Consider the following 22171-nt stretch of genomic DNA (forward strand, 5'->3'; position numbering starts at 1 on the left):
TCCCTCATGAAAGTGCGCGCCAGTCTACACAGGGGGCCGCGGGCTGTCCAGCCGCGCGGCCGCCAGTCAGGGCGTTTGCAGGATCTGTCCGAGCAGCACGGCCAGCGGCTGGCGGATATCGAGCACGATGCCGGCCTCGTCCGCCTGCAGCGGTTGCAGCGTGGCCAGCTGGCTGTCGAGCAGGCTGGCCGGCATAAAATGGCCGGGGCGCTGCAAACGGCTTTCCAGCACGGCGCGCGGGCCGTCCAGGTGGACAAAGCGCAGGGCCGGGTCGCCCTCGCGCAGCACGTCGCGGTAGGCGCGCTTCAGGGCCGAGCACGAAACGACGAGGCCGTCGCCTTGCGCGCTGGCCGTGGCGATGCGCTCGCGCAGGGCGGCCAGCCAGCCGGCACGGTCGGCGTCGTCGAGCGGGAAGCCGGCCGCCATCTTGGCCACGTTTTCCGGGGAATGCACGTCGTCGCCTTCCACATACGGCACGCCCAGTGCGCTGGCCAGCAGGCTGCCGACGGCGCTCTTGCCGCAGCCGGACACGCCCATCACGACCCAGCGGGCGGGCGCGCCTGTCCTCATGGGGCGGAGACGATGACGGTGACGCGGCGGTTTTCCGCCTTGCCGGCCTTGCTGGCGTTCGAGGCGACCGGCTTGCTCATGCCCAGGCCCTTGACGGTGATATTGCCGCGTGGAATGCCGGCCACGCCCATCGCATCGGCCACCACGTTGGCGCGCGCCAGCGACAGCTTGTTGTTCAGCACTTCGGCACCTTCGTTGTCCGTATGGCCTTCCACGCGCATGTGCGTGATGCCCACTTTCAGCAGGGCCGCGCTGATTTTCTGGATGGCGGCCCGGCTCGGCGCCGTCAGGCTGGAAGCGCCGAAATCGAACAGCAGCTTGTCGGTAAAGCTTAGCTCCCAGCCTTCTTCGGTCTGGTTGAAGCCTTGCTCCTTCAAGGTGGCCACTTGCTCGGCATTGAACAGCGGTTTTTTCTCTGGCGTGCTCTGGCAGGCGGCCAGCAGGCCCAGCATGAACAAGCCGAGGAAGACGCGGCGTAATTGCTTGTAGATGGATTGCATGGTATTGCTCCTTGATTCAGGGGTGGGTATGGGGTTGCGGCAGGCGCGCCACCTGGCGCGTGCCGCGCTGCGCCTGCTTGGCGCGGTACATGGCTTCGTCCGCCGCGCCGACCAGCGAAACGGCGTCGATGGCGTGATCGGGGAAGACGGCCACGCCGATGGTCAGCGAGCTGACGATGCTATTGCCGGTGGGCAGCTCAATGGCTTGCGCCATGGCGGCGATGATGTTGTCGGCGATGTGCATGGCGTCGCTGCTGTTGCGCAGCGGCTTGAGCAGGATGGCGAATTCGTCGCCGCCCAGGCGCGCCACCAGGTCGCCCTCGCGCAATTGCTGCTTGATGCGCGCGGCGATCGTCACCAGCACGCGGTCGCCCGAGGCATGGCCGAAGGTGTCGTTGATATATTTGAAACGGTCGCTGTCGAGGAACAGCACGGCCACCTTGCCATTGCCGACCCGCGCTTCGAGGATGGCGCGTTCCAGCTCCGCCTCCATGAAGGCGCGGTTGGACAGGCCCGTCAGGCTGTCGTGGTTGGCGCGGTGCGACAGCGAGGCGTTTTCCTTTTGCAGATGGCTTTGCCATGCTTCCAGTTCGTCGAGCAGGGCGTTGAAGTCGTCATTGATCTGGTTCAGCTCGGCAATATTGGCCGGCGGCACGCGCAGTTCGAACGAGCGGTCGCGCCGCACGCGGTGGGCCGTTTCCGCCAGGTGGCGCAGGGGCGACGTGATCTCCGTTTCCATGCTGCGCGACAGGCGCACGGCGACGACGAGGCTGAGCACCAGGCAGGCGAGCAGGCAGGTCAGGCCGCTGAGCAGGAAGGGCAGCAGGCTGCGGCTGTGCGGCACCAGCTTGATGCTGCCGATGGCCTGTTCGTTGCGCGTGATGGGGAAGGTCAGCGAATCGGGCAGCATCCAGCCCGTCAGCGCGCGTTCGATGTAGTAGCGCGTGCCGTGTTCGCCCCGTTCCCAGCGGGCCAGTACGTTGCCGGCCGTGTCGCTCACCTGCGCCTGGTCGATGTCTTCATTGACGCCGATCAAGGCCAGCGCTTCCTTGGCGGCCATGGAATCGCCAAAGACGACGGCCCCTTCCACCGTGTAGCTCATCGAGCGGGCCACCAGGCGCAGGTTCTGGTCCGAATACACGCGCAGGGCCAGCAGCGCCACGGCCGTCAGGGTCAGGCCGGCCGCCAGCACGGCGATCAGCGACACGCTCAGGTGGGCGCGCCGCAGCACGCTGTCGAGCGTGGGGCGGGGCCGGCGGGCAGGCTTGTTGCTCATCCGGGCGCTCATGGCGGCGGTCCCTTGCGACGTGCAATTTGCAAGGCGTTCGGATGCACGCGCAGGCCGCTGCGGGCGATGGCGTCGAGGTTGACGTCAAAACCGATCTGCGCCTCGGCGAGGCGCAGGCAGAACATGGTGCCCACGGCGCAGGACGTGCCGGGTTCGGCCACCGATAAAATCGGCTTGCCGATGATCTGCGCCAGCAGATGTTCGCGTTCGCCCTCGGGCAGGCTGCCCAGGTAGACGACGTCGCATTCGCTGACAGCGGCGGCTGCCGCCGGGATTTTCACGCGGATGCGCTGGCCCAGGCTGGAAGCGGGCGTGTCGACGATGGCCGCGCCGTAACGGGGCGCACCGAGCATGCAGACGCGCACTTCCTGGCGCGCCACTGGCCAGCGCACATAACTGATGATGCCAAACAGGACCTGGGCCACCTCGGCGGGACGCCTGGCGTCCGTCGCCGCGCCCGTTTGCGCCCACGCGCACGGGGCCAGCGCCGTGCAGGCCAGCAATGATGCCAGCAGCGAGGCCAGCAGCACGACGAGCAGGGCGGGCGGCGCGGAGCGCTGCCGGTGGCGAGGGAAGGAGGGCACGGCGTCGGTGTCTTTATGCAGGTCGGGTTGCTATTCAACTAGTTACTCAGCAACACAGACTCTACGGAAGTCCCTGTTGAAAGTAAATCACGGCGCTACGCCATAAACCTTGCATTATAAACACGAATGTGAAAACTTGCATTCTTTACCATGAGAATTACTTGTCAACACTGCCGTGGCGTGCCAAAGTGTTGCTATTCTTCCAGTGTCGCTTCCAGCAAGTCGATTTCGCGCAGCAGGCGCAAATGGATGGTGTCGTCCAGTTCGCCCGAGATGCGTCGGCGGAACAGTTCATCCCGCTCCGCATTCAGCGCTTCCAGGCGCAGCGCCCGTTCGGCCTTGGCCAGTTCCTGCAACCGCATCGCTTCGTCGTTGCTGCTTTCGCCATACGCGAGGCGGCGGCGGTAGGCTTCGATCAGGCGGTTGGCCGCCTCCGTGACGACTTGCTGCTTGTCATTTTTGTCGATGCCTTCGCACACTTTTTCCAGCCGCGCGATGGCCGCTTCGGCGGCAGCGGCACGGGCATTGCGCTCTTCCGTCGAACGGCGCGCGGGCGGCGCGAACACGAGGCCCTTGGTCAGCAGGGGCAAGGTGACACTGGCCAGCAGCAGCGACAATAAGATCACGCCCATGGCCAGGAAGATGACGAGATCGCGCGCGGGAAAGCGCGTGCCGTCGGGCAAGAACAAGGGCAGGGTCAGAATGCCGGCCAGGGTCAGCGCACCGCGCACGCCCGCGAACGACGCCACCAGCAGCAGGCGCAGGCTGGGGCGCGCCAGCAGCGCCGCGTCCTTCGGTTCGCCCGCCATTTTCTTGTGGTGCTTGAACAGGGTCAGTTTCATGGAAATGAAGACCCAGAGGAAGCGCATGAAGGTCAGTCCCACCGTGATGGCGATGACGAACAGCGGCAGTTTCCAGGCGCTGCCGGCGCCGATTTCGGCGGAGGCGGCCGGCAAGCCGGCAACGGTGGTGGGCAGCTGCGCGCCCAGCATGACGAAGATCACGCCATTCAAGACCAGTTGCACGGTATCCCACACGGCCTTGCGCTGGGTGCGCGTGGCGGCCAGCGGACGGCCGATCAGGTCGGCGTAATGCATGGACACGCCCGCCGTGGCGGCGGCCAGGATGCCGGAACCGTGGATTTGTTCGGCGCCCAGGTAGGCGGCGAACGGGATCAGGATGCTGATGAGGATTTGCAGGCCCGGCTCTTCGCCGACCTTGCTCACCAGCCATTTATTCGCCAGTCCCACGCCCCACGAGATGGCCAGGCCGATGATGATGCCGCCGCCCGCTTCCTGCAGGAAACTCAGCGAGGCGGCGCCGATGGAAAAGCCGCCCGTCATCATGGCGCCCACGGCAAACGTGAAGCAGACGAGGCCCGACGCGTCGTTGAGCAGGGATTCGCCTTCCAGGATGTGCATCAGGCGCGGCGGGATCGGGTTGCCGGCGGCGATCGCCGACACGGCCACGGGGTCCGTCGGCGAAAGGATGGCGCCCAGCGCGAAGGCGACGGCCAGCGGCACGCTGGGGATCAGCCAGTCGATGAAAAAGCCCATGCCCAGCACGGTAAACAGCACCAGGCCGATGGCCAGCATCAGGATCGAACGGGCGTCGGAAAAGAAGGCGCCCTTGGGGATGCGCCAGCCATCGAGAAACAGCAGTGGCGGGATGAAGAGCAGGAAGAAAATGTCGGGATCGAGCGGCACTTGCACGCCAAACACGGCCAATCCCGTGCCGCCGGCGATCTGGATCAGGGGCAGCGGCAGCTTGACCCAGCGCGAGCGGGCGAGAAAGCCGCACAGGACGACGGTCAGAACGAGGATGAGGATGATGGTAACGGTATGCATGAAGGAGCGGCGGGGTGCTGAAACGCTGATTATAAGGCGCGGCCCGCCTGTAGGCACCGCCTGCGTGTCATTGCGTACATACAACAAGTCACAATCGCGGTAAGATTGTCACTGTGGTCCTGCTGCCGCCGCCGTTGGCCGGCGGCTGGCCGCCTTGCTGTATATCTTTGCTGTTACCCTGGCCTTTACTTTTCACTGGTTCCTGTTTTGCTCAAGAAAATCTTCACCGGACTGCTGCTGTCGCTGGCATTGCTCATCGTGGCGGCCCTGGCCGCGTATCTGTATTACTGGCGCCCCGCGCTGGCGCCCATCGATCCGCCTGCCGCCACGGCATTTTCCCCGCAAGTGGTGGAACGGGGCCGCATCCTGGCCGGCATGGGCAATTGCGCCGCCTGCCATACGGCCAAGGGCGGCGCCGATTACGCGGGCGGCCACGGCCTGGCCACGCCGTTCGGCACGATCTACGCGACGAATATCACGCCCGACAGGCAAACGGGCATCGGCCGCTGGTCGCTGGCCGCCTTCCAGCGGGCCATGCGCGAAGGCGTGGGCCGCAATGGCGCCCATTTGTATCCCGTCTTTCCATACACCCATTTCAACCTGGTCTCGGATACGGACCTGACGGCCTTGTACGCGTATGTCATGACGCGCCCGCCCGTGTATGCGGTGGCGCCCGCCAACAGCGTGCCGTTTCCCCTGAACCTGCGCCCCTTGCAGGCGGGCTGGAAGCTGCTGTTTTTCAAGCCAGCGACTTTCCAGCTTGATCCTGCGCAAGGACTGGACTGGAACCGGGGCCGCTATCTGGCCGAAGGCCTGGCCCATTGCGCCGCCTGCCACACGCCGCGAAATGCGCTGGGCGCCGAGCTTGCCGGTTCGTCCTATCTGGGCGCGCCCATCGACCACTGGTATGCGCCGGCCTTGACCAGCGCCAACACGGCAACCTTGCCATGGACGCAAGACGAGCTGTACGCCTTCCTGCGCACGGGGGCGACGGCCCTGCACGGCGTGGCGGCAGGGCCCATGTCGGCCGTCGTGCATGAAGGCATGGGCGCCTCGCCCGACAGCGATATCCGCGCGCTGGCAACGTATTTTGCCGGCGTGGCCGGGGCAGAGCAACGCCAGGTGAATACCGATACCGTGGTAAAGGCCGGCATCGCCCGCTCGCAGAGGGTCAGCCTGGTCGACAATGACCGTGGCGCCAGCCTGTACGTAGCCGCCTGCGCGTCGTGCCACTCGAACAGCGATGGCCAGCCCGCAGCCCTGCGCCCGGAACTGAGCCTGAACAGCGCCGTCAGCGCGCCCGATCCCGCCAACCTGATCCAGGTGATATTGCACGGCATCAGCAAGGATGCAGCCATGCCCGGCGTGCTGATGCCCGGCTTTGCCGCCTCGCTGACGGACAACGACGTGGCCCAGCTGGCCGCCTATCTGCGCCGCAGCCGCAGCCATCAGCCGGCCTGGACGAACCTGGAAGCGGCCCTGGGGCGCGCGCGCGCCGGCAAGTAATTCTTGAAAGTTTCTTAAATATCTATGTATAACATTACCGTGAATGGCCAACCCTTCGGCACCGAGGCCGACGCCGAGACGCCCCTGCTGTGGGTGCTGCGCGACGAAGCCCGGTTAAAAGGCACGAAGTTTGGCTGCGGCATCGGCATGTGCGGCGCCTGCACCGTGCACGTGGATGGCCGCGCCATGCGCTCCTGCATCACGCCGATTGCCGCCGTGGCCGGCTGCGCCATCACCACCATCGAAGGCCTCTCGCCCGATGGCACGCACCCGCTCCAGCGGGCGTGGCTCGCCACGCAGGCGCCCCAGTGCGGCTATTGCCAGTCGGGCCAGATCATGCAGGCAGCCACCCTGTTGAAAGACTATCCGCAGCCGACGGATGCGAATATCGATGCCGTCATGAGCGGTAACCTGTGCCGCTGCATGGCATATGTGCGCATCCGCAAGGCCATCAAGCTGGCGGCCGGCATGCAGGAGGCGCCTGGTGTTTAAGTTGCCAAAAGAAACTACCAGTGCCCGTCCCAGCCCGCTGAGCCGGCGCGGTTTCCTGATCGCCGCCGCCGGCACGGGTTTTACCCTGGCTTTCCTGCGGGCCGACAGCTCCTTGGCCGCTGGCAAGATTGCACCCGTGCCGCCAAAACAAACCGCCGCGCCCGCCTTCGATCCTGGCATCTGGTTCCAGATCGGCCGCGACGGCATCGTCACCGTCAACATCGCCAAGGCGGAAATGGGCCAGCACATCGGCACGGCCCTGGCGCGCATCGTCGCCGAGGAGCTGGAAGCGGACTGGAGCAAGGTGCGCCTGCATTACGTGGACACGGACCCGAAGTGGGGTTTGATGGTGACGGGCGGCAGCTGGTCCGTCTGGCAGAATTTCGACCCGCTCAGCCGTGCCGGCGCGGCCGGGCGCCTCGCGCTCGTCGAGGAGGGCGCACGCCTGCTGCGCGTGCCCGCGTCCGCCTGCCACGCCAGACTGGGCGTCGTGCATGGTCGGGGGCGCTCGATCAGCTATGGCGACATCGTGCGCCGTGGCAAGCTGGGGCGCCAGTACACGCCCGAGCAATTGAAGGCCATCGTGCTGAAAACGCCGCCGCAGCGCAGCCTGATCGGCCAGCAGGTGCAGGCGCTGGACATCCCCGCGAAGATCAATGGCACGGCCGTGTACGGCATAGATGCGGAAGTCGAGGGCATGCTGTTTGCGCGCCCGAAGATCCCGCCCACGCGCTATGGCTCGAAAGTGGTGTCCATCGATGATACGGCCGCGAAAAAGGTCAAGGGCTACCTGCGTTCGTTCGCCTTGCAGGACCCCAGCGGCACGGTGCCCGGCTGGGTCATGGTGGTGGCTGAAACGTATGCGGCCGCCATGCGCGCGGCCGAGCTCGTGCAAGTGAAATGGCGGGTCGGCGCGGCGGCCCACGTGGCGGAGCAGGATATCCTCAACTATGGGACCAAGCAGCTGGCCGATGCGAGCCTGGGTGCCCGCGTGGTCGATGATGATGGCGTGGAGCAAGCGTTCCACGATGCCAGCCTGCAGCTGGAACGCCATTACACGACCAGCACCGTGCTGCATTTTCAGCTGGAACCCGTGAATGCCGTGGCGCAGGAAATCGACGGTGTCTGGCACATTCATGCGGGCAACCAGTGGCAATCCCTGATCCTGCCCGTGCTGGCGCAAGCGCTGAAGGTGCCCGAGAGCAATGTCATGCTGCTCACCTATCTGCTTGGTGGCGGCTTCGGGCGGCGCCTGAATGGCGATTATTGCGTGCCGGCCGCGCTGGCCGCGCAAGCCGTGGGGCGCCCTGTCAAGATGATTTGCACGCGGGCCGACGATGCCCGTTTCGATTCGCCCCGTTCACCATCCGTGCAGCATGTACGCATGGCCTTTGACGACGCCGGCAAGGTGTCGGCGATGGTGCACGAAGCCAGCGCGGGCTGGCCCACGCAAGCCATGATTCCCGCCTTCCTGGCCAAGGATAAGCAGGGCCATCCGTATGACCCGTTCGCCATCGCCGGCGCCGACCACTGGTACACGGTAGGCGCGCAGCGCGTGCGGGCCGTGTCGAACGATCTGGCCAACAGCAGTTTCCGCCCCGGCTGGCTGCGCTCCGTGGGGCCCGGCTGGACGAATTGGGCCGTGGAATGTTTCATGGATGAGGCGGCGCAGGCGGCCAAGGTCGATCCGCTGGCGTTCCGTTTGTCCTTGCTACAGGGCACGGGGCGCAACGCGGGCAGCGCGCCGAACGCCGTCGGCGGCGCCGCGCGCCTGGCCCACGTGCTGCAGCGGGTGGCGGACAAGGCAGGCTGGGGCAAGGCCATGCCGCCCGACACGGGCCTGGGCATCGCCGCCACGTTCGGCCAGGAACGCGACATGCCCACCTGGACGGCCTGCGTCGCGCGGGTCAAGGTGGACCGCAGCACTTGCATGGTGAAAGTCGAAAAATTGTTCATGGTGATCGACGCGGGCAGCATCGTCGACCCTGATGGCGCGCTGGCGCAGGCGGAAGGGGGCGCCTTGTGGGGCGTGAGCATGGCCTTGCATGAAGGCACGGCCTTCCTGAATGGCGAAGTGAAGGACACCAACCTGAATACCTACACGCCCCTGCGCATGGCCGACGTGCCTGAGCTCGACATTGAATTCGTTGCCAGCACGGCAACTTCGACGGGCATGGGCGAACCGCCTACGACGGCCGTGGCGCCCGCCATTGGCAACGCCATCTTTGCCGCCGTGGCCTCGCGCGTGCGGCATTTGCCGATCCGCCCGGAAGCCGTGCTGAAGGGGCTGGACCGGCACGGCGCCGTGTAGTCCTGTCATCCTGCTTTCCTGGCGGCGGTGCGCGAACGGCTGCGCAGGAATGGCTGCGGGCTGCTACACTGAGGTTAGCCGCCCCGGGTATGCAGGCTGTGCCCGTCCCGGCAAGATCAGCGTAAAATCAGCGCACAGCCCGACTTCAGCGTTAGCTTGATCCCAGCTCGATTGCGGAGGCAACCATGCAAGAACAATTTGTCAGCATTACGGCCGATGAACTTCAACTGGATGGCGTGCTTGAAATGCCCGAGCGGCCGGTCGGCATCGTCCTGTTTGCCCACGGCGCAGGCGCCGACAGCGACTACTTGGGCGCCTCCAGCCACGCCACTTCCCAGGATTTCTTGCGAGCGGGCATCGCCACCCTGCGCTTCGACCAAGGCGGCGTCGGGCCTGGCGGCGGCAGCAATGGCCATGCGTATTTCGTGCGCAGCGACATCGTGCTGCTGGCGCGCCAACTGGAAAAAGCCCTGGGCTGGCTGCAGATGGACGCGTCCACGCGGCGCTTGCCCTGCGGCTTGTATGGCTATGGCACCAGCGCTGCCGTCGTGATGCAACTGGCGGCCTGGCGCAGCGGGGAAATCGCTGCGCTGGCCGTGTGCGATGGCCAGGTGGAAATGGCGGGCAAGGCGGCGCTGGAAAATGTGCGCGTGCCATCGTTGCTGATCGTGGGCGGGCGCGATCCCGACGTGGCTGGCTTGAACCGCATGGCGTTCGCCACCTTGCGCTGCGACAAACAACTGGAACAGATTGCCGCACCCGGCGGCCCCGACACGCGCCACCAGGCGGCCTTGCTGGCCACGGACTGGTACACGCGCCATTTCAACGGGCATACCAGCACGTCGCAGTAGCGCGGCAGATCAGGCTGCGCGCAAGTTCTTCGCATGGAAGCGCACATGCTCTTCCATGAAGCTGGCGATGAAGTAATAGCCGTGGTCATAGCCGGCATGGCGGCGCAGCTGCAATGGCTGGCCGGCGTCGCGGCACGCCGCTTCGAAGACGTCGGGGTACAGTTGCTCGGGCAGGAACTTGTCGGCCAGGCCCTGGTCGATCAAGATACCTTCAGGAAACAGGGCTGGCTGGCCCTGCAGGCCGCGCATCAGCGCGCTGGCGTCGTACTGCTGCCAGCTGGCTGCATCGCTGCCCAGGTAGCCCGTAAACGCCTTCTTGCCCCACGGACATTGACTCGGTGCGGCGATGGGGGCAAAGGCCGAGACGGAGCGGAACAGCGCAGGATTGCGCAAGGCCAGCACCAGTGCGCCATGGCCGCCCATCGAATGGCCGAAGATGCCCGTGCGTTGCGCATCGATCGCCAGTTCCTGCTCCAGCAGGGCGCGCAATTCCAGGATGTAGCTGTACATGCGGTAGTGGCTGCTCCAAGGCGCCTCGGTGGCGTCCACGTAAAAGCCCGCGCCCACGCCGAAATCCCAGGATTCGCTCTCGCCCGCGATGTTCGCGCCACGGGGGCTGGTGTCGGGAGCGATCAGGATCAGTCCTTCTTCTGCCGCCACGCGCTGCGCGCCGCCCTTGATCATGAAGGTTTCTTCCGTGCAGGTAAGGCCCGCCAGGTAAAACAGGGCGGGGCGCTTGGTGCTGACCGTGGCGCCTGGCGCCGTGTCGGGAATGAAGGCCGAGAAACGCATGGGCAAGCCGATGGCTTGCGCGTCGTGGCGATAAAAGCGTTGTACGCCGCCAAAACAGGCGTGTTCACTCAACAGTTCCAGCATGAATTCTCCTCGTTAATCTCACAGTATAGCCAGAGTGGCAGGCGGCTGGAATAGCAGAGCGGCAAGCACGCGTCACCACTTGCAGCCGCTGTCGCCCGTCGCGCCTTTCAGCAGGAAGGGCAGCTTGGCCAGGCCGGTGAATTCCACATTGCCCAGCCGCGGCTTGTAATCGTTGTCGCACTTGGGCCGCGCGGCGCTGGCGGTGGCTTGCGCCGTCCTGTCGCTGGACGTCAGTGCTGGCCCGGTGATGGATGGGCCAGTCTGGCGTGCCGCTTCCCTGGCCTGGCGTTTCAAGGCGTCAAGGTCGAGCGCAGCGGGAGGCGGCAATGCGGCTGCCACGTCGGCAGCGGCAGCAGGTGCAGGCATTGCTGCGGACACCGGCGCGGGCGTGATGGCTACCGTATGCCGGGGCCGTGCCTGGCTTTTTGAGATTGCTGGCGGCAGGGGTTGCGCGGGCGGCGTCACGGGGGCCAGCAACAGCAGTTGGGTGCTGCGCTGTGGCAGCAACGGTGGTGCCGGAAGCTTGTTTGAACGCAGCACTTGCCATAGCAGCACATGCAGCAGCACGGCGATGCCGGCACCGGCCAGCATGCGTGCCGATTCCCCAGGTAGCGGCGGGGGCGCCATCAATCGAGCATGGCCGCGACCAGCGGCAGGATGTCCTGTGCCGGCGCTTCGGTCTTGAATGCCAGCAAATGGTCGGCGCGCGTCTTGCCCAGGTTGATGGCGGCCACGGGCTTGCCCGTTTCGGCCGCCATGCGGCACAGGCGAAAGCTCGAATACACCATGACGGATGAACCCACCACCAGCAGGGCGCCAGCTTCCATCATCTTGCGCTCGGCTTCGGCCGCGCAGGCGGCGGGCACGCCATCGCCGAAAAACACCACGTCCGGCTGCAGGGTGCCGCCGCAGCGGGGGCAGGCGGGCACGTGGAAGGTTGCCAGCTGCATTGGTTCCAGCAAGGCATCGCCATCGGGCGCCGGCGTGGCCGTGGCGCCCAGCAGCTGCGGATTGTCGCGTTCGAGCTGATCCTGGATCAGGCGGCGCGTATGGCGGGTATGGCAATCGAGGCACACGACGCCATGTATGCTGCCGTGCAACTCCGTGACGGCCGGACTGCCCGCTTGCTGATGCAGGCCATCCACGTTTTGCGTGACCAGGCCGCCTATTCTCTGGCGCCGGGCCAGTTGCGCGATGGCCAGGTGACCGGGATTCGGCACGGCCCGCGCCAGGGTTGGCCAGCCCACCATGCTGCGCGCCCAGTAGCGGCGGCGCACGGCTTCCTGGCGGCGAAAATCGGGACCTTGCACGGGCGCGTTGCCGCGCCGTACGCCTTCCGTGTCGCGGTAGTCGGGAATGCCGGACGCCGTGCTGATGCCGGCGCCCGTCAGCAGCAGCACGTCGGGATGGCGCTGCAGGAACTGCGCCAGCTGATCGAGGGCGTGGTGGCTGCTGGCTGGCTGCTGGCTGGCGAAGGAAAAATTTTGCATGATGCGCCATGCTAACCGAAAAGCAGGGCGCCGTTGCAAGGGCGATATTTACTCCAGTTTCATGCCGAAGCGCTGCAGCCGCGGCTGCCAATGTTCCTCGATATTGGCCGAGACGAGGATGCGCTCGGCCTTGCCGATCAGCAATGCACGGGGCACGAAGCCGAAATAGCGCGAGTCGGCGCTGTTGTCGCGGTTATCGCCCAGCATGAGGAAGTGGTCGGCCGGCACCGTCACGGGGGCAAAGCTGCGCCGCGCGCCAGCGATTTGCGGCAAGACCTGGATGCGGTGCTGCTCGGTCTGGTTGCGTTCGCTGATGCGCTGGGCCGTCAGCTGGCCCACGTGGGCGATGGTTTCCGGCGCCGTGTCGAGCGCCGTGTACTGGGCAGGCTGGCCATTGATGACCAGCTGCTCATTGCGCATTTCCACCGTGTCGCCGGGCAGGGCGATGATGCGCTTGATCAGGCGCGTGCCGTCTTTCGGCGAAGAAAAGGTGACGATGTCGCCCCGCTGCGGTTCGCCCAGGCGCTGCAGCACGATATCGGTGAGCGGCACTTTCAGGTTGAAGGCCAGGCGGTTGACGAAAACCACGTCGCCTTCGAGCAGGTTGGGGCGCATCGATGCCGACGGTATCGGATTCCAGTCCGCCACGGCCGTGCGGAACACGCCGAACAGCAGGAGGAACATCAAAAAACCTTTGTTGGCGCGCATCCATGTGCTCATGTCGGCTCTTTCGCTGGGCTGTGCCCGTGATGGTGAAGGGAGGCGCCATTGCTGCTGGCGACCTATTCACGATGCATGGCGAGGCTGAAGCCAGTCTTAAATGGCGCCAATGCGGCCACCAATGCGCAGGTGAATGGCGGGGATGGCGTACCGCTGTTGCGTGCACGCATCACTACGCCGGCTTCAGCGATGCAGGCGCTTGTCGTGCATGCCATCCCACAGCTCACCGAGCGCCACCAGCCATGGCTTGCGTGTTGCGCCGTTCAAAGTACAGCAGGTCCGACCAGGCATCCTGGAAGCGCATGGCTTTTTCCGAGCGGCCATACTGGTGAAAGCCGTTGCGCTGCATGACGGCGACCGAGCCCAGGTTTTGCGGCCGCGCCGTCGCTTCCAGGCGCCACAGTTCCAGTGTGCCGAACGCTTCTTCCAGCAGCAGGGCGACCACGCGCGTGGCGTAGCCGCGTCCGCCGAACCGTTCGCCGATGCGGTAGCCGAGCGTTGCCTTGTTGAAATAGGGGCGCGTGACGGCCGTCAGGTTGACCCGGCCGATGATTTGCCCGTCCAGTTTTGCCAGGTACTGGTAAGCGAGGTCTTGCTGGCGCTCGCGCTGCGCCTGCTCGATGGCGGCGGCGATGGCTTCCGGGTGGTAGTAGGATGGCGCGCGCGCCGTGACCCAGTTTTCAAAATACGCGCGGTTTTCCAGTTCGAAGGCCAGCAAAGCGGGAAGGTCGCTGCTGGCCGGCGGGTGTAGCTGAAGGCGGTCGTGGTCTGGCATGGGAGCGTGTCGAAAAGCGATGCGCCATTATAATCAGCTGGCGCATTTCGCCGCACATCTGAATTCATGGAGGAGCAGCATGCTGTCCCATATCTGCCTGGGAACCAACGACTTTCCCCGCGCCTACGCCTTCTACACGGCGCTGCTGCGAGAACTCGGTTTGATCGAGAAATTTCATGACACCGTCAAGCCATGGGCAGGCTGGATGGCGCACGATGCGCCGCGTCCCTTGTTCGTGTTGACGGCGCCGCATGACGGCTTGCCGGCCGCGCCCGGCAATGGACAGATGACGGCCCTGCTGGCGGCCAGCCGCGCCCAGGTGGACCGCTGCCACCAGGCCGTGCTGGCGCTGGGCGCCGCGTGCGAAGGGCCGCCCGGCTTGCGCCCCCATTACCACGCCCATTACTATGGCGCCTACTTCCGCGACCTCGACGGCAACAAGCTGTGCGTCTGCTGCCACGCCGAGGAATAGTTCAGCGCTGGCCCCAGATATCTTCCTCTGTCCAGCCCAGCTCCGCAAAATCCTGTGCCCGCTCGTCCGCTTCGCCGGCGCAATAGAATTCGTCGAGCTGCGGCGGCGCGATGCGCGTGCCGGCCAGCATGGCGTGCACTTGCCCCCGGTGGTGGATCTGGTGCTGGAACAGATGCGCCAGCATGCGCTGGCGCGTGTCGACTTGCGGCGTGTCGCGCAGGATCGTCACGGGCCGCGCCAGGTCCGCGTCGCACAGCCTGCGGCAATGGGCGATCAGGCGCGCGTCGGATGCATGCTGTGCCGCCTGCAGCGTGGCGCAGTCGGTAAATGGCTCGTCCTTTCCAAAGAAGACATAGCAGTCGGGATGGGGCGCTTCGCCGCGCAACTCGCGCTCCAGCGCATCGAGGTAAAACCAGTCGCATGTGAGGATGTGGTTCAGGGTGGACTGGATGGTGGGGAAAAAGCTGACGCGCGTGGCCTGGAATTCGGCCTGGCTCAGTTCGCCGCAGGCTTTCAGCAGGCGGTGGTTGGCCCAGGCATTGTTGTACGCCTGGCTGGTGGCGTACTGGGCCAGCAGATTGTTCATGATGTACCTTGCAAAGAGGGGGACCTGCGCGAGCGCCACTGTAGCACTTTGCGGCAGGTGGACCAAGCCGGCCACGCCCGCCGCACCGGCATGGCTGTCATCAAGTAAAATCGCGCAGCGGATGTCGCGATAGTGATGCATATAAGGCTGGAATAGCAATGGGTTGGATAGGAAAATTACTGAACGGCGGCGACGAAAAAAACAAGCTCGCGCCAGCCACGGCGGGGGCGGCACCCGAGATGGCACGGCAGCCAGCCACCGTCACCGAAATCGATGCCATCTACTACCGCTGGCTGGCGGCCGCGGGTGCGACGCAGGCGACAAAGCAGGCCGAACAGCAGATGCTGGATGAATTGACGCGCCTGGCCAGTGAACCGGTCGCCGGCGCCGCGCTGGTGCCGCGCATCCCGGCCATCATTCCGCAGTTGATGCGTACCTTGCAAAATGAAAACATGAGCGCGGCCGAGCTGTCGCGCCAACTGGCCCAGGACGTGCTGCTGGTCGCCGAGGTCTACCGCGAAGCGAACCGGCCACGCTACCATTCGCGCTACAACGCCAGCCCGTCGATCAACAACATGGAAGGCGCCATCATGCTGCTGGGGCAAAACGGCATGCGCATGCTGCTCGCCCGCGTCGCCTTCCGTCCCATCGTCAGCATGCAGAGCGGCGGCCTGACCATACGCACGGCGCCGCTGATCTGGCGCCAGTCCGAGAAATGCGCGCTGGCGGCCAACCTGGTCGCACCGGCCATGCAGGCCAACGCCTTCGATGCCTATCTGGCGGGACTGATGGCCAATGTCGGCCTGGTGGTGGCATTCCGGCTGATCGACCAGATGCATGCGCCCGATGCCTTTCCGCAATCGGACGCCTTTATTGCCCAGGTGTTTGCGCAAGCGCGCATCCTGTCGGTACGGATCGCCGAGTTATGGGAGTTTCCCGAGTCCGTGACCCGCGCGATCGGGCATGCCGGCGTCGATGCCGATGCCGATCCGCAGGCGCGAGCGCTGGCGCTGGGAGATCGCTTGAGCAAGCTGCGCATGCTGGTCGATACTGGCCGCTTTCCTGCCGACGATCCCTTCGTGATGACGGGGTTGAGCAAGGCCGAGCTGCAGGTGTTCGACAAGCTGGCCGACGAGGACGACGAGGAGTGACGGCCGCAGGCCGTCACGATGGGCATGCGGCGGATATCGCTCAGCGCGCAAAATAGAGTTCGTGCAGGTGATCGAGGTCGACCTCGGAAGCCGCCTGCGACAGCGCTACTTTGCCGCTTTGCATCAGGTAGACGTGATCGGCCACGCCCACTGCGCGCGCCGTGTTCTGCTCGACGAGGATGATGGTGCGCCGGCCGTCGTTCAGGCGCGCGAGGATCTCGAACAGCTCGTTGACCACCAGCGGCGCCAGGCCCAGCGACGGTTCGTCGATGATCAATAGCGACGGATCCGACATCAAGCCCCGCGCCATCGCCAGCATCTGCGCCTCGCCGCCGGACAGTGATCCGGCCAGCTGCTTGCGCCGCTCGTGCAGGCGCGGGAACATGGCGTAGGCTTCGGCCAGGCGCGCCGGCATGTGGCTGCGGTGCTCTTTCGGAAACGCGCCCATGATCAGGTTTTCTTCCACGCTCATGTCGCGAAATGTCATGCGTCCCTCGGGGATCATGGTGACCCTCGCGTCGCTCATCTTCCACGTGGGCGTGCCGTTGATGGCCACGCCATCGAGCGCGATGCTGCCCGCGCCCACGGGCAGCAAACCCATGATGGCGCGCAGCAGGGTGGTCTTGCCGGCCCCATTCGGGCCGATGATGGTGGTCAGCTTGCCCTTCTGGATCGACAGCGACACATCCCACAGCACATTGATGGCGCCATAGCCGGCGCGCAGATTCTCTATGTTAAGCATGCGCGGCTCCCGTGTAGCTTTCGATGACGGCCGGGTCGCGGAAGACGCAATCGGGCGTGCCGTCGGCGATCAGCTGGCCAAAATTGAGCACGGCCACGCGCTGGCACAGATTGCTGATGGTTTCGATATCGTGCTCGATCATGACGATGCCCACGCCAAAGGCCGCGTGCAAGTCCTTCAGCATGCCCATGAAGCGGCGCTTGCCGTTCGTTTCCAGGCCGGCCAGCACTTCGTCGAGCAGCAGCAGCTTCGGATTGGTGGCCAGCGCCTTGGCCACTTCCAGCGCCTTGAGTTCCGTCAGCGCCAGTTCGCTGGCCGCGTCGCGCCCGGCCTTGTCCGCCAGGCTGGTGAAGTCGAGGATTTCATCGATCTTGCGCATGTCCACCTTGCCGGTGCCGAAGCGCTGCGCCACGATGAGGTTTTCGCGCACCGTCAATTCATGCATCGGTTGCGGAATCTGGAAGGTGCGGCCCAGTCCCAGGCGGGCGCGCTGGTACATGGGAGTGGCCATGATGTCGCGCCCCTCGAAGCGGATGCTGCCGCTGGTGGGGCGCACCAGGCCGGAGATCGCGTTGAACAGGGTGGTCTTGCCGGCGCCATTCGCGCCCACCAGGCCGATCACGTCGTGGCTGCCCACGTTCAGGGTGACGGAATCGACGGCCGTCAGGCCGCCGAAGCGCACGCAGACATTATCGAGTTCAAGCATGTTGTTTCTCCTTCGCTTTGAACGCCTTGCGTAGCAGCGGCAGCAGGCCGTTCGGACTGAAGACGATCATCGCCACCAGCAGCACGCCCAGCACCAGCTGGTGGCCCGTGGGAATCAGCGATTTGAAAATCAGCTGGTCGACCAGGTAGACCACCACGGCGCCCAGCACGGGGCCGAGGATGGTGCGGTAGCCGCCGAAGATGGCCGCCACGATCGGCAACGTCACCCACAGGCTGTTGAAGGCGTAGTCCGGCTCCAGGAAGTTGATGTAGTGGGCGTTGAAGGCGCCGAACAGGCCTGCCATGAAGGCCGACACGAGCAGCATGGCACCTTTCAGCAAGGTGCTGTTGACGCCGACGACGCGCGTGGCGTCTTCGCTGTCGTGCATGGCGCGCAGGGCGATGCCGTAGTGGCTGGCGCGGATGCGGCTGTAGGCGAACGCGCATGCCACCACCAGGGTCAGCACCACCAGGTAGGCGCCCGTCTTGCTGGCCAAATCGAAGCCGAGGACGGTGGGCAAGGTCGGGATGTTGTTGATGCCGCCGGCGCCGCCCGTCACGGAACTCCATTCCGTGGCCAGGATGCGGAAGATGTGGGCGTAGGCGAGGATGGCCAGCGCAAAATACGGCCCGCGCAGGCGCAGCACGGGCAGCATGATGACGGCGGCGATGGCTGCCCCCGCGCCGCCCAGCAGCATGGCGGCAAACACGGGCAAGCCCAGTTTCACGGTAGCGAGGGCGGAGACATACGCGCCCACGCCGAAGAAGGCGGCATGGCCGAAGCTGACCATGCCGCCCAGGTTACCCAGCAGAGCCCAGGACATGGCCACGCCGCCGATGATCAGGGCCGCCACCACCATGCTCATCACATACTGGTTGCCGCCCAGGGCCAGCGGCACGGCGATATAGGCGGCCAGCAGCAGGCCCGCCGTGGACATCAGTGAAGTACGGCTCATCCGCGCCTCCGTTGTGCGCCGAACAAACCGTTCGGCATGATGAACAGCACCAGCAGGAACAGCACCATGCCGGACAATTCCTGCAACGCGGAGCTGGCCAGGGTGACGGTCAGCGCTTCGGCCACGCCCAGCAGCACGGCGGCGATCAGCACGCCGGGGATGGAGCCGATGCCGGCGAGGACCGTGATGATGAAGGCTTTCACCGTCAGCGCGCCGCCGTAGGCGGGCTGGATCACGCCATAGCTGAACAGGGCGACGCCAGCGAAGGCGGCCAGGATGCCGGCGACTAAAAAGGAAACCAGTTCCGTGCGGCCCGGGTCGATGCCCATCAGCTTGGCCGCGTCGCGGTTGCTGGAGACGGCGCGCACGGCGCGGCCATACCAGCTGGTGGACAGCCAGCGCCACAGGGCCGCCATCAGCACCAGGCTGACGCCAAAGAAGATCACTTCGCTGCGCATGCTGAAAAACGGACCGATCTCGATGCCTTCCTGCAGCCAGCTCGACGATGTCGACCGGATGTCCGCCTTCCATACGAGCAGGATGAAATTGGTGAGGATGACGCCGATGCCATAGGTGAGGATCAGCGAATTGATTTCGCGGTCTTTCTTGATGCGGCTGACGATCAGGTACACGCCCACGGATGTGAGGCTGACGATCACCAGCGCGATGGGAATGGCGAACATGGGCCCCAGGCCCAGGCCGGATTCCACGCTGTAGGCGATGTAGGCGGCCAGCAGCACCAGTTCGCCGTGCGCCAGGTTGATCACTTTCATGGTGCCGAAGACCAGCGCCAGTCCCAGTGCGATCAGGGCGTAGGAGCCGCCCTGCAGCAAGCCAGAATACAAGGCTTGCAAGATTAATTCTGTCATGACGTCATCCCGTCAGGCTTTCCTGGCGCATCGCGAAGATGCACCAGGACCGCCGTTTATCGGTGCACGCCCGGCAGGCGTGCGCGTGTGCAGCGGGAGGCTGCCTACCAGGGCAGGGCTGGATAGGCCAGCTTGCCCGTGGCGTGTTCCTTCGGCCAGACGATCACCACTTTCTTGTCCTGGTGCTGCGCCATGCGGTGCACGAAATTCTGGTTGTCGCCATTGGCGGCGAACTGCACCCGGCCGATCAGGGTTTCGCGGTCCGTCTTGCGCATTTCCTCGGCCACGCCGCCTTTCTTGAGCGTGCCCTTGTCGGCCGCGCGCGCGATGGCTTCGAACAGCAGCATCGATTGCACATAGCCGAACTGGCCCAGGTAGTCCGGCTCCTTCTTGTACAGCTGCTTGTAGGCGTCGCTGAAGGCCTTGCCGTCGGCCGTCTTGAATTCCGTGGGGAAGGGCAGCAGGGCCGTGCCGAACACGTTCGGCATCAGGTCGGGGAAGTCGGCCGCCATTTTCGGCGTGGCCAGCGACCACACGCCCACCATGGCCTTGATCTTCGGCTTCAGGACGCGGGCGGCGCGGATGATGCCCACGTAATCGTTTTCGTAGCCGACCATGGCCACCACTTCCGATTTATCCTGCAGCTTGATCTTGTTGATGATGGGCTTGAAGTCGGTAATGGCCGGGTCGAACGAGTGCGTCGTCACTTTCACGCCCTTGGCGGCCAGGGCCTTTTCCACGTCTTTCGCCAGGCCCGTGGTGGCGTCCTTGGTCGAATACACGATGGAGACGGACTTGGCGCCCACATCCTGCAGCAGTCCCAGCATGGCTTTTTCGTAGCCGGCCGTGTTATTGATGCGGAAAAAATTCTTGCGCCCGCTGGACACCAGGCTGTCGTCCACGCCGCCCGAGGTGATGTAGACGAGGCCCAGTTTATTCGCCGTGTCCGAGGCGGGCGAGATATTGTTCGAGCCATAGCCGCCCGTGATGGCCACCACGCCCTGGCTGGCCAGCTTTTCCACGGCGGCGATGGCCTTGGCGGGCGCCGATTCGTCGTCGACGGTGATGATCTTGATGGTGTGCTTGCCGTTGGTCTTGTTGAATACCTCGGCCGCGACCATGATCCCTTCCTGCATGCCGGCGCCGACCCGCGCCAGGTTGCCCGTCAGCGGGATTTCCGCGCCGACCAGAAATTCGTCGGCGCTGGCCTGTGCCATCCAGGCGCTGGCAACCAGCGCTGCCATGGCGATGCGTGTATAGGTGCGTTTCATCGTGTCTCCTCCGGTGATGTGGCTTGGTTTTATTGTCTTGTCTGGTACAGCATGGTCAACTTATCGTGCATTCTGCGCCATTTGCCGCAGCTGCCCCTTTAAAATCTTGCCCGTGGCGGCCGCTGGCAGCGCTTCCATGACGATGATGGCGGATGGGCACTTGTACGGCGACAGGGTCTGTGCCAGCCAGGCCTGCAATTCTGCCACGCTGGCGGGCTGGCGCGGATCCAGTTCCACGTAGGCGATGACGTCCTCGTTGCCATCGGCGAGGGTGCGCCCCACTACGGCCGACTGCACCACGGAAGGGTGGGCGTTCAGCGCCGTTTCCACTTCCAGCGGATACACATTGAAGCCGGAGCGGATGATCAATTCCTTGGTGCGTCCGACAATGAACAGCGCGCCGTCCGCTTCCTGGTGCGCCATGTCGCCCGTATTGAGCCAGCCGCCGTCGCGCATGGTGGCCGCCGTCATGGCCGGTTCGCGGTAATAGCCGGCCATGATGTTCGGTCCGCGTATCCACAATTCTCCCGGCTCGCCCGGCGTCACGTCCGTACCGGCCACGTCCACCACGCGCACTTCCACGCCCGGGATCGGCATGCCGACGGAATCGTCGCGGCGCGGCGCTTCCAGGCGGGTCTGGCTGATGGTGGGCGCGCTTTCCGTCATGCCGTAGCCATTGTGCAGCGCGGTACCCAGCAGCTTTTCCACGTCGCGCTTGAGCGATGGCGCCAGCGGCGAGCCGCCCGCATACGCAAAGCGCAGCCGCGTGGGCAGCGGCGTATCGGCTCCGCCCAGGGTTTGCAGCAGCTTGGCGTACATGGCGGGCACGCCCTGCACAATGGTCAAGCCGTCGTCTTTCAAGGCCGAGAGCAGGCCATCGACGGAAAAGCGCGGCACCAGATACAGCGCGGCGCCCGCATACAGGGTGCCCAGTGCCACCGAGGCCAGGCCGTACACGTGCGAAATCGGCAGCACGCCATACGCGCGGTCGCTGCGCGTCAGGCCCCGCAACGTGCTGGAGACGGCGGCGATGAACAGCAGGTTGCGGTGCGTGAGCATCACGCCTTTCGACTGGCCTGTCGTCCCCGTCGTGTAGATCAGCGCGGCCACCTGTTCATTGCCGGGGACCGTGTCTTCCGCGATGGCGGCGTCGTTCAATTCGCCGGCCAGCAGCTCGCCCATGCCATCGATGGTGACAGGGCGGGCGCCGCGCCGCGCCGCATGCGCGGCCGCTTCCGGCGAGGCGCCTGCCAGGAACAGCACGCGCCGCGCGGAACTGTGCGCGGCGATGGTATCGATCTCGCGCGCCGACAGGCGGGCATTGACGTTGACGATCCACGCATCGATGCCGGCGGCCGCGAAGATCAGCGCCACCTGCAGCGCGCCATTCTCTCCCACCACCATCAGGCGGTCGCCGGCGCGCACATCGAGTTGGCGCAGCAGCTGCGCTGCACTTTCCACGCTCTGCTGCAGCTGGGCGTAGGTCCAGCTGCGGCCACCTTCATGCAGCGCCGGCGCGTCCGGCGCGCGCGCGGCCCAGTAGGCAGGGATGGCCGACAGGCGCGCCGGCAAGCCGGCCAGCAGGGTGGGGATGTCCATCGCGGCCTCC

General features: G+C 65.4%; 23 protein-coding genes. 6 read left to right on the forward strand and 17 right to left on the reverse strand.

Features of this window, described 5'->3' with window-relative positions; all coding sequences use genetic code 11:
- Positions 1–66 precede the first annotated feature (66 nt).
- The 5 genes from LSO07_RS11980 to LSO07_RS12000 all read right to left on the reverse strand — a co-directional run bounded on the left by LSO07_RS11980 (position 67) and on the right by LSO07_RS12000 (position 4789).
- Positions 67–570, reverse strand: a complete 504-nt coding sequence (locus tag LSO07_RS11980; protein ID WP_225317280.1) for a gluconokinase — start codon at positions 568–570, stop codon at positions 67–69.
- Positions 567–1070: an OmpA family protein gene (locus LSO07_RS11985; RefSeq protein WP_034782886.1), complete on the reverse strand. Its 504-nt coding sequence runs from the start codon at positions 1068–1070 to the stop codon at positions 567–569. Before LSO07_RS11985 ends, LSO07_RS11980 begins: the two co-directional genes overlap by 4 nt.
- Before the next feature lie 16 nt (positions 1071–1086).
- On the reverse strand, positions 1087–2358 hold the full coding sequence (locus LSO07_RS11990; RefSeq protein WP_034782885.1) for a diguanylate cyclase domain-containing protein: 1272 nt from the start codon (positions 2356–2358) through the stop codon (positions 1087–1089).
- The gene (locus tag LSO07_RS11995) at positions 2355–2942 is read right to left on the reverse strand and encodes a YfiR family protein (RefSeq protein WP_225317281.1); all 588 of its coding nucleotides are present in this window, start codon (positions 2940–2942) and stop codon (positions 2355–2357) included. The genes LSO07_RS11990 and LSO07_RS11995 overlap by 4 nt, the downstream gene beginning before the upstream one ends.
- Positions 2943–3136: 194 nt before the next feature.
- Positions 3137–4789, reverse strand: coding sequence for a Na+/H+ antiporter (locus LSO07_RS12000; RefSeq protein WP_034782883.1), 1653 nt, complete (start codon positions 4787–4789; stop codon positions 3137–3139).
- Positions 4790–4996: 207 nt separating this feature from the next.
- Between LSO07_RS12000 and LSO07_RS12005 the strand changes: the two genes are divergently transcribed.
- From LSO07_RS12005 to LSO07_RS12020, 4 genes are all read left to right on the forward strand, one after another.
- Positions 4997–6295: a cytochrome c gene (locus LSO07_RS12005; RefSeq protein WP_151094383.1), complete on the forward strand. Its 1299-nt coding sequence runs from the start codon at positions 4997–4999 to the stop codon at positions 6293–6295.
- Between the two features lie 24 nt (positions 6296–6319).
- A complete protein-coding gene (locus LSO07_RS12010) occupies positions 6320–6787 on the forward strand; it encodes a (2Fe-2S)-binding protein (protein WP_070259091.1) in 468 nt (155 codons plus the stop codon).
- The gene (locus LSO07_RS12015) at positions 6780–9098 is read left to right on the forward strand and encodes a xanthine dehydrogenase family protein molybdopterin-binding subunit (RefSeq protein ID WP_151094385.1); all 2319 of its coding nucleotides are present in this window, start codon (positions 6780–6782) and stop codon (positions 9096–9098) included. Before LSO07_RS12010 ends, LSO07_RS12015 begins: the two co-directional genes overlap by 8 nt.
- A gap of 185 nt (positions 9099–9283) precedes the next feature.
- Positions 9284–9949 carry a dienelactone hydrolase family protein gene (locus LSO07_RS12020; protein WP_151094387.1) on the forward strand — a complete coding sequence of 222 codons (666 nt, stop codon included), beginning with the start codon at positions 9284–9286 and terminating at the stop codon, positions 9947–9949.
- Between the two features lie 9 nt (positions 9950–9958).
- Here LSO07_RS12020 and fghA read toward each other — a convergent pair whose 3' ends face one another.
- From fghA to LSO07_RS12045, 5 genes are all read right to left on the reverse strand, one after another.
- Entirely contained in the window at positions 9959–10825 is an 867-nt protein-coding gene (gene fghA, locus LSO07_RS12025; RefSeq protein WP_151094389.1) for an S-formylglutathione hydrolase, read from the reverse strand.
- A gap of 72 nt (positions 10826–10897) precedes the next feature.
- Positions 10898–11416, reverse strand: a complete 519-nt coding sequence (locus tag LSO07_RS12030; RefSeq protein WP_151094391.1) for a hypothetical protein — start codon at positions 11414–11416, stop codon at positions 10898–10900.
- Between the two features lie 35 nt (positions 11417–11451).
- Positions 11452–12315 carry an NAD-dependent protein deacetylase gene (locus LSO07_RS12035; protein ID WP_151094393.1) on the reverse strand — a complete coding sequence of 288 codons (864 nt, stop codon included), beginning with the start codon at positions 12313–12315 and terminating at the stop codon, positions 11452–11454.
- A gap of 48 nt (positions 12316–12363) precedes the next feature.
- On the reverse strand, positions 12364–13035 hold the full coding sequence (lepB, locus tag LSO07_RS12040) for a signal peptidase I (protein ID WP_034782876.1): 672 nt from the start codon (positions 13033–13035) through the stop codon (positions 12364–12366).
- A 223-nt stretch (positions 13036–13258) separates the two neighbouring features.
- Positions 13259–13810: a GNAT family N-acetyltransferase gene (locus LSO07_RS12045; protein ID WP_151094395.1), complete on the reverse strand. Its 552-nt coding sequence runs from the start codon at positions 13808–13810 to the stop codon at positions 13259–13261.
- A gap of 79 nt (positions 13811–13889) precedes the next feature.
- Between LSO07_RS12045 and LSO07_RS12050 the strand changes: the two genes are divergently transcribed.
- Positions 13890–14282, forward strand: coding sequence for a VOC family protein (locus LSO07_RS12050; protein ID WP_151094397.1), 393 nt, complete (start codon positions 13890–13892; stop codon positions 14280–14282).
- Position 14283: 1 nt separating this feature from the next.
- On the opposite strand, the gene LSO07_RS12055 is transcribed toward LSO07_RS12050, so the two are convergent.
- On the reverse strand, positions 14284–14868 hold the full coding sequence (locus LSO07_RS12055) for a DinB family protein (RefSeq protein WP_151094399.1): 585 nt from the start codon (positions 14866–14868) through the stop codon (positions 14284–14286).
- A 158-nt stretch (positions 14869–15026) separates the two neighbouring features.
- Between LSO07_RS12055 and LSO07_RS12060 the strand changes: the two genes are divergently transcribed.
- Positions 15027–16019 (forward strand): HDOD domain-containing protein, encoded by a 993-nt coding sequence (locus LSO07_RS12060; protein ID WP_151094401.1) that lies wholly within the window; start codon positions 15027–15029, stop codon positions 16017–16019.
- A 40-nt stretch (positions 16020–16059) separates the two neighbouring features.
- Here LSO07_RS12060 and LSO07_RS12065 read toward each other — a convergent pair whose 3' ends face one another.
- The 6 genes from LSO07_RS12065 to LSO07_RS12090 form a co-directional block, all read right to left on the reverse strand.
- Positions 16060–16761: an ABC transporter ATP-binding protein gene (locus LSO07_RS12065; protein WP_070259070.1), complete on the reverse strand. Its 702-nt coding sequence runs from the start codon at positions 16759–16761 to the stop codon at positions 16060–16062.
- Entirely contained in the window at positions 16754–17467 is a 714-nt protein-coding gene (locus LSO07_RS12070) for an ABC transporter ATP-binding protein (protein WP_151094404.1), read from the reverse strand. Before LSO07_RS12070 ends, LSO07_RS12065 begins: the two co-directional genes overlap by 8 nt.
- Positions 17460–18422 carry a branched-chain amino acid ABC transporter permease gene (locus tag LSO07_RS12075; RefSeq protein WP_070279113.1) on the reverse strand — a complete coding sequence of 321 codons (963 nt, stop codon included), beginning with the start codon at positions 18420–18422 and terminating at the stop codon, positions 17460–17462. Before LSO07_RS12075 ends, LSO07_RS12070 begins: the two co-directional genes overlap by 8 nt.
- A complete protein-coding gene (locus tag LSO07_RS12080) occupies positions 18419–19291 on the reverse strand; it encodes a branched-chain amino acid ABC transporter permease (RefSeq protein WP_034782865.1) in 873 nt (290 codons plus the stop codon). The genes LSO07_RS12075 and LSO07_RS12080 overlap by 4 nt, the downstream gene beginning before the upstream one ends.
- A gap of 104 nt (positions 19292–19395) precedes the next feature.
- Positions 19396–20562, reverse strand: coding sequence for an ABC transporter substrate-binding protein (locus LSO07_RS12085; protein WP_034782864.1), 1167 nt, complete (start codon positions 20560–20562; stop codon positions 19396–19398).
- A gap of 60 nt (positions 20563–20622) precedes the next feature.
- A complete protein-coding gene (locus LSO07_RS12090; protein ID WP_151094407.1) occupies positions 20623–22161 on the reverse strand; it encodes a class I adenylate-forming enzyme family protein in 1539 nt (512 codons plus the stop codon).
- Positions 22162–22171 lie beyond the last annotated feature (10 nt).

The organism is Janthinobacterium sp. PLB04 (assembly GCF_021165895.1).
Taxonomy (GTDB): Bacteria; Pseudomonadota; Gammaproteobacteria; order Burkholderiales; family Burkholderiaceae_D; genus Janthinobacterium; species Janthinobacterium lividum.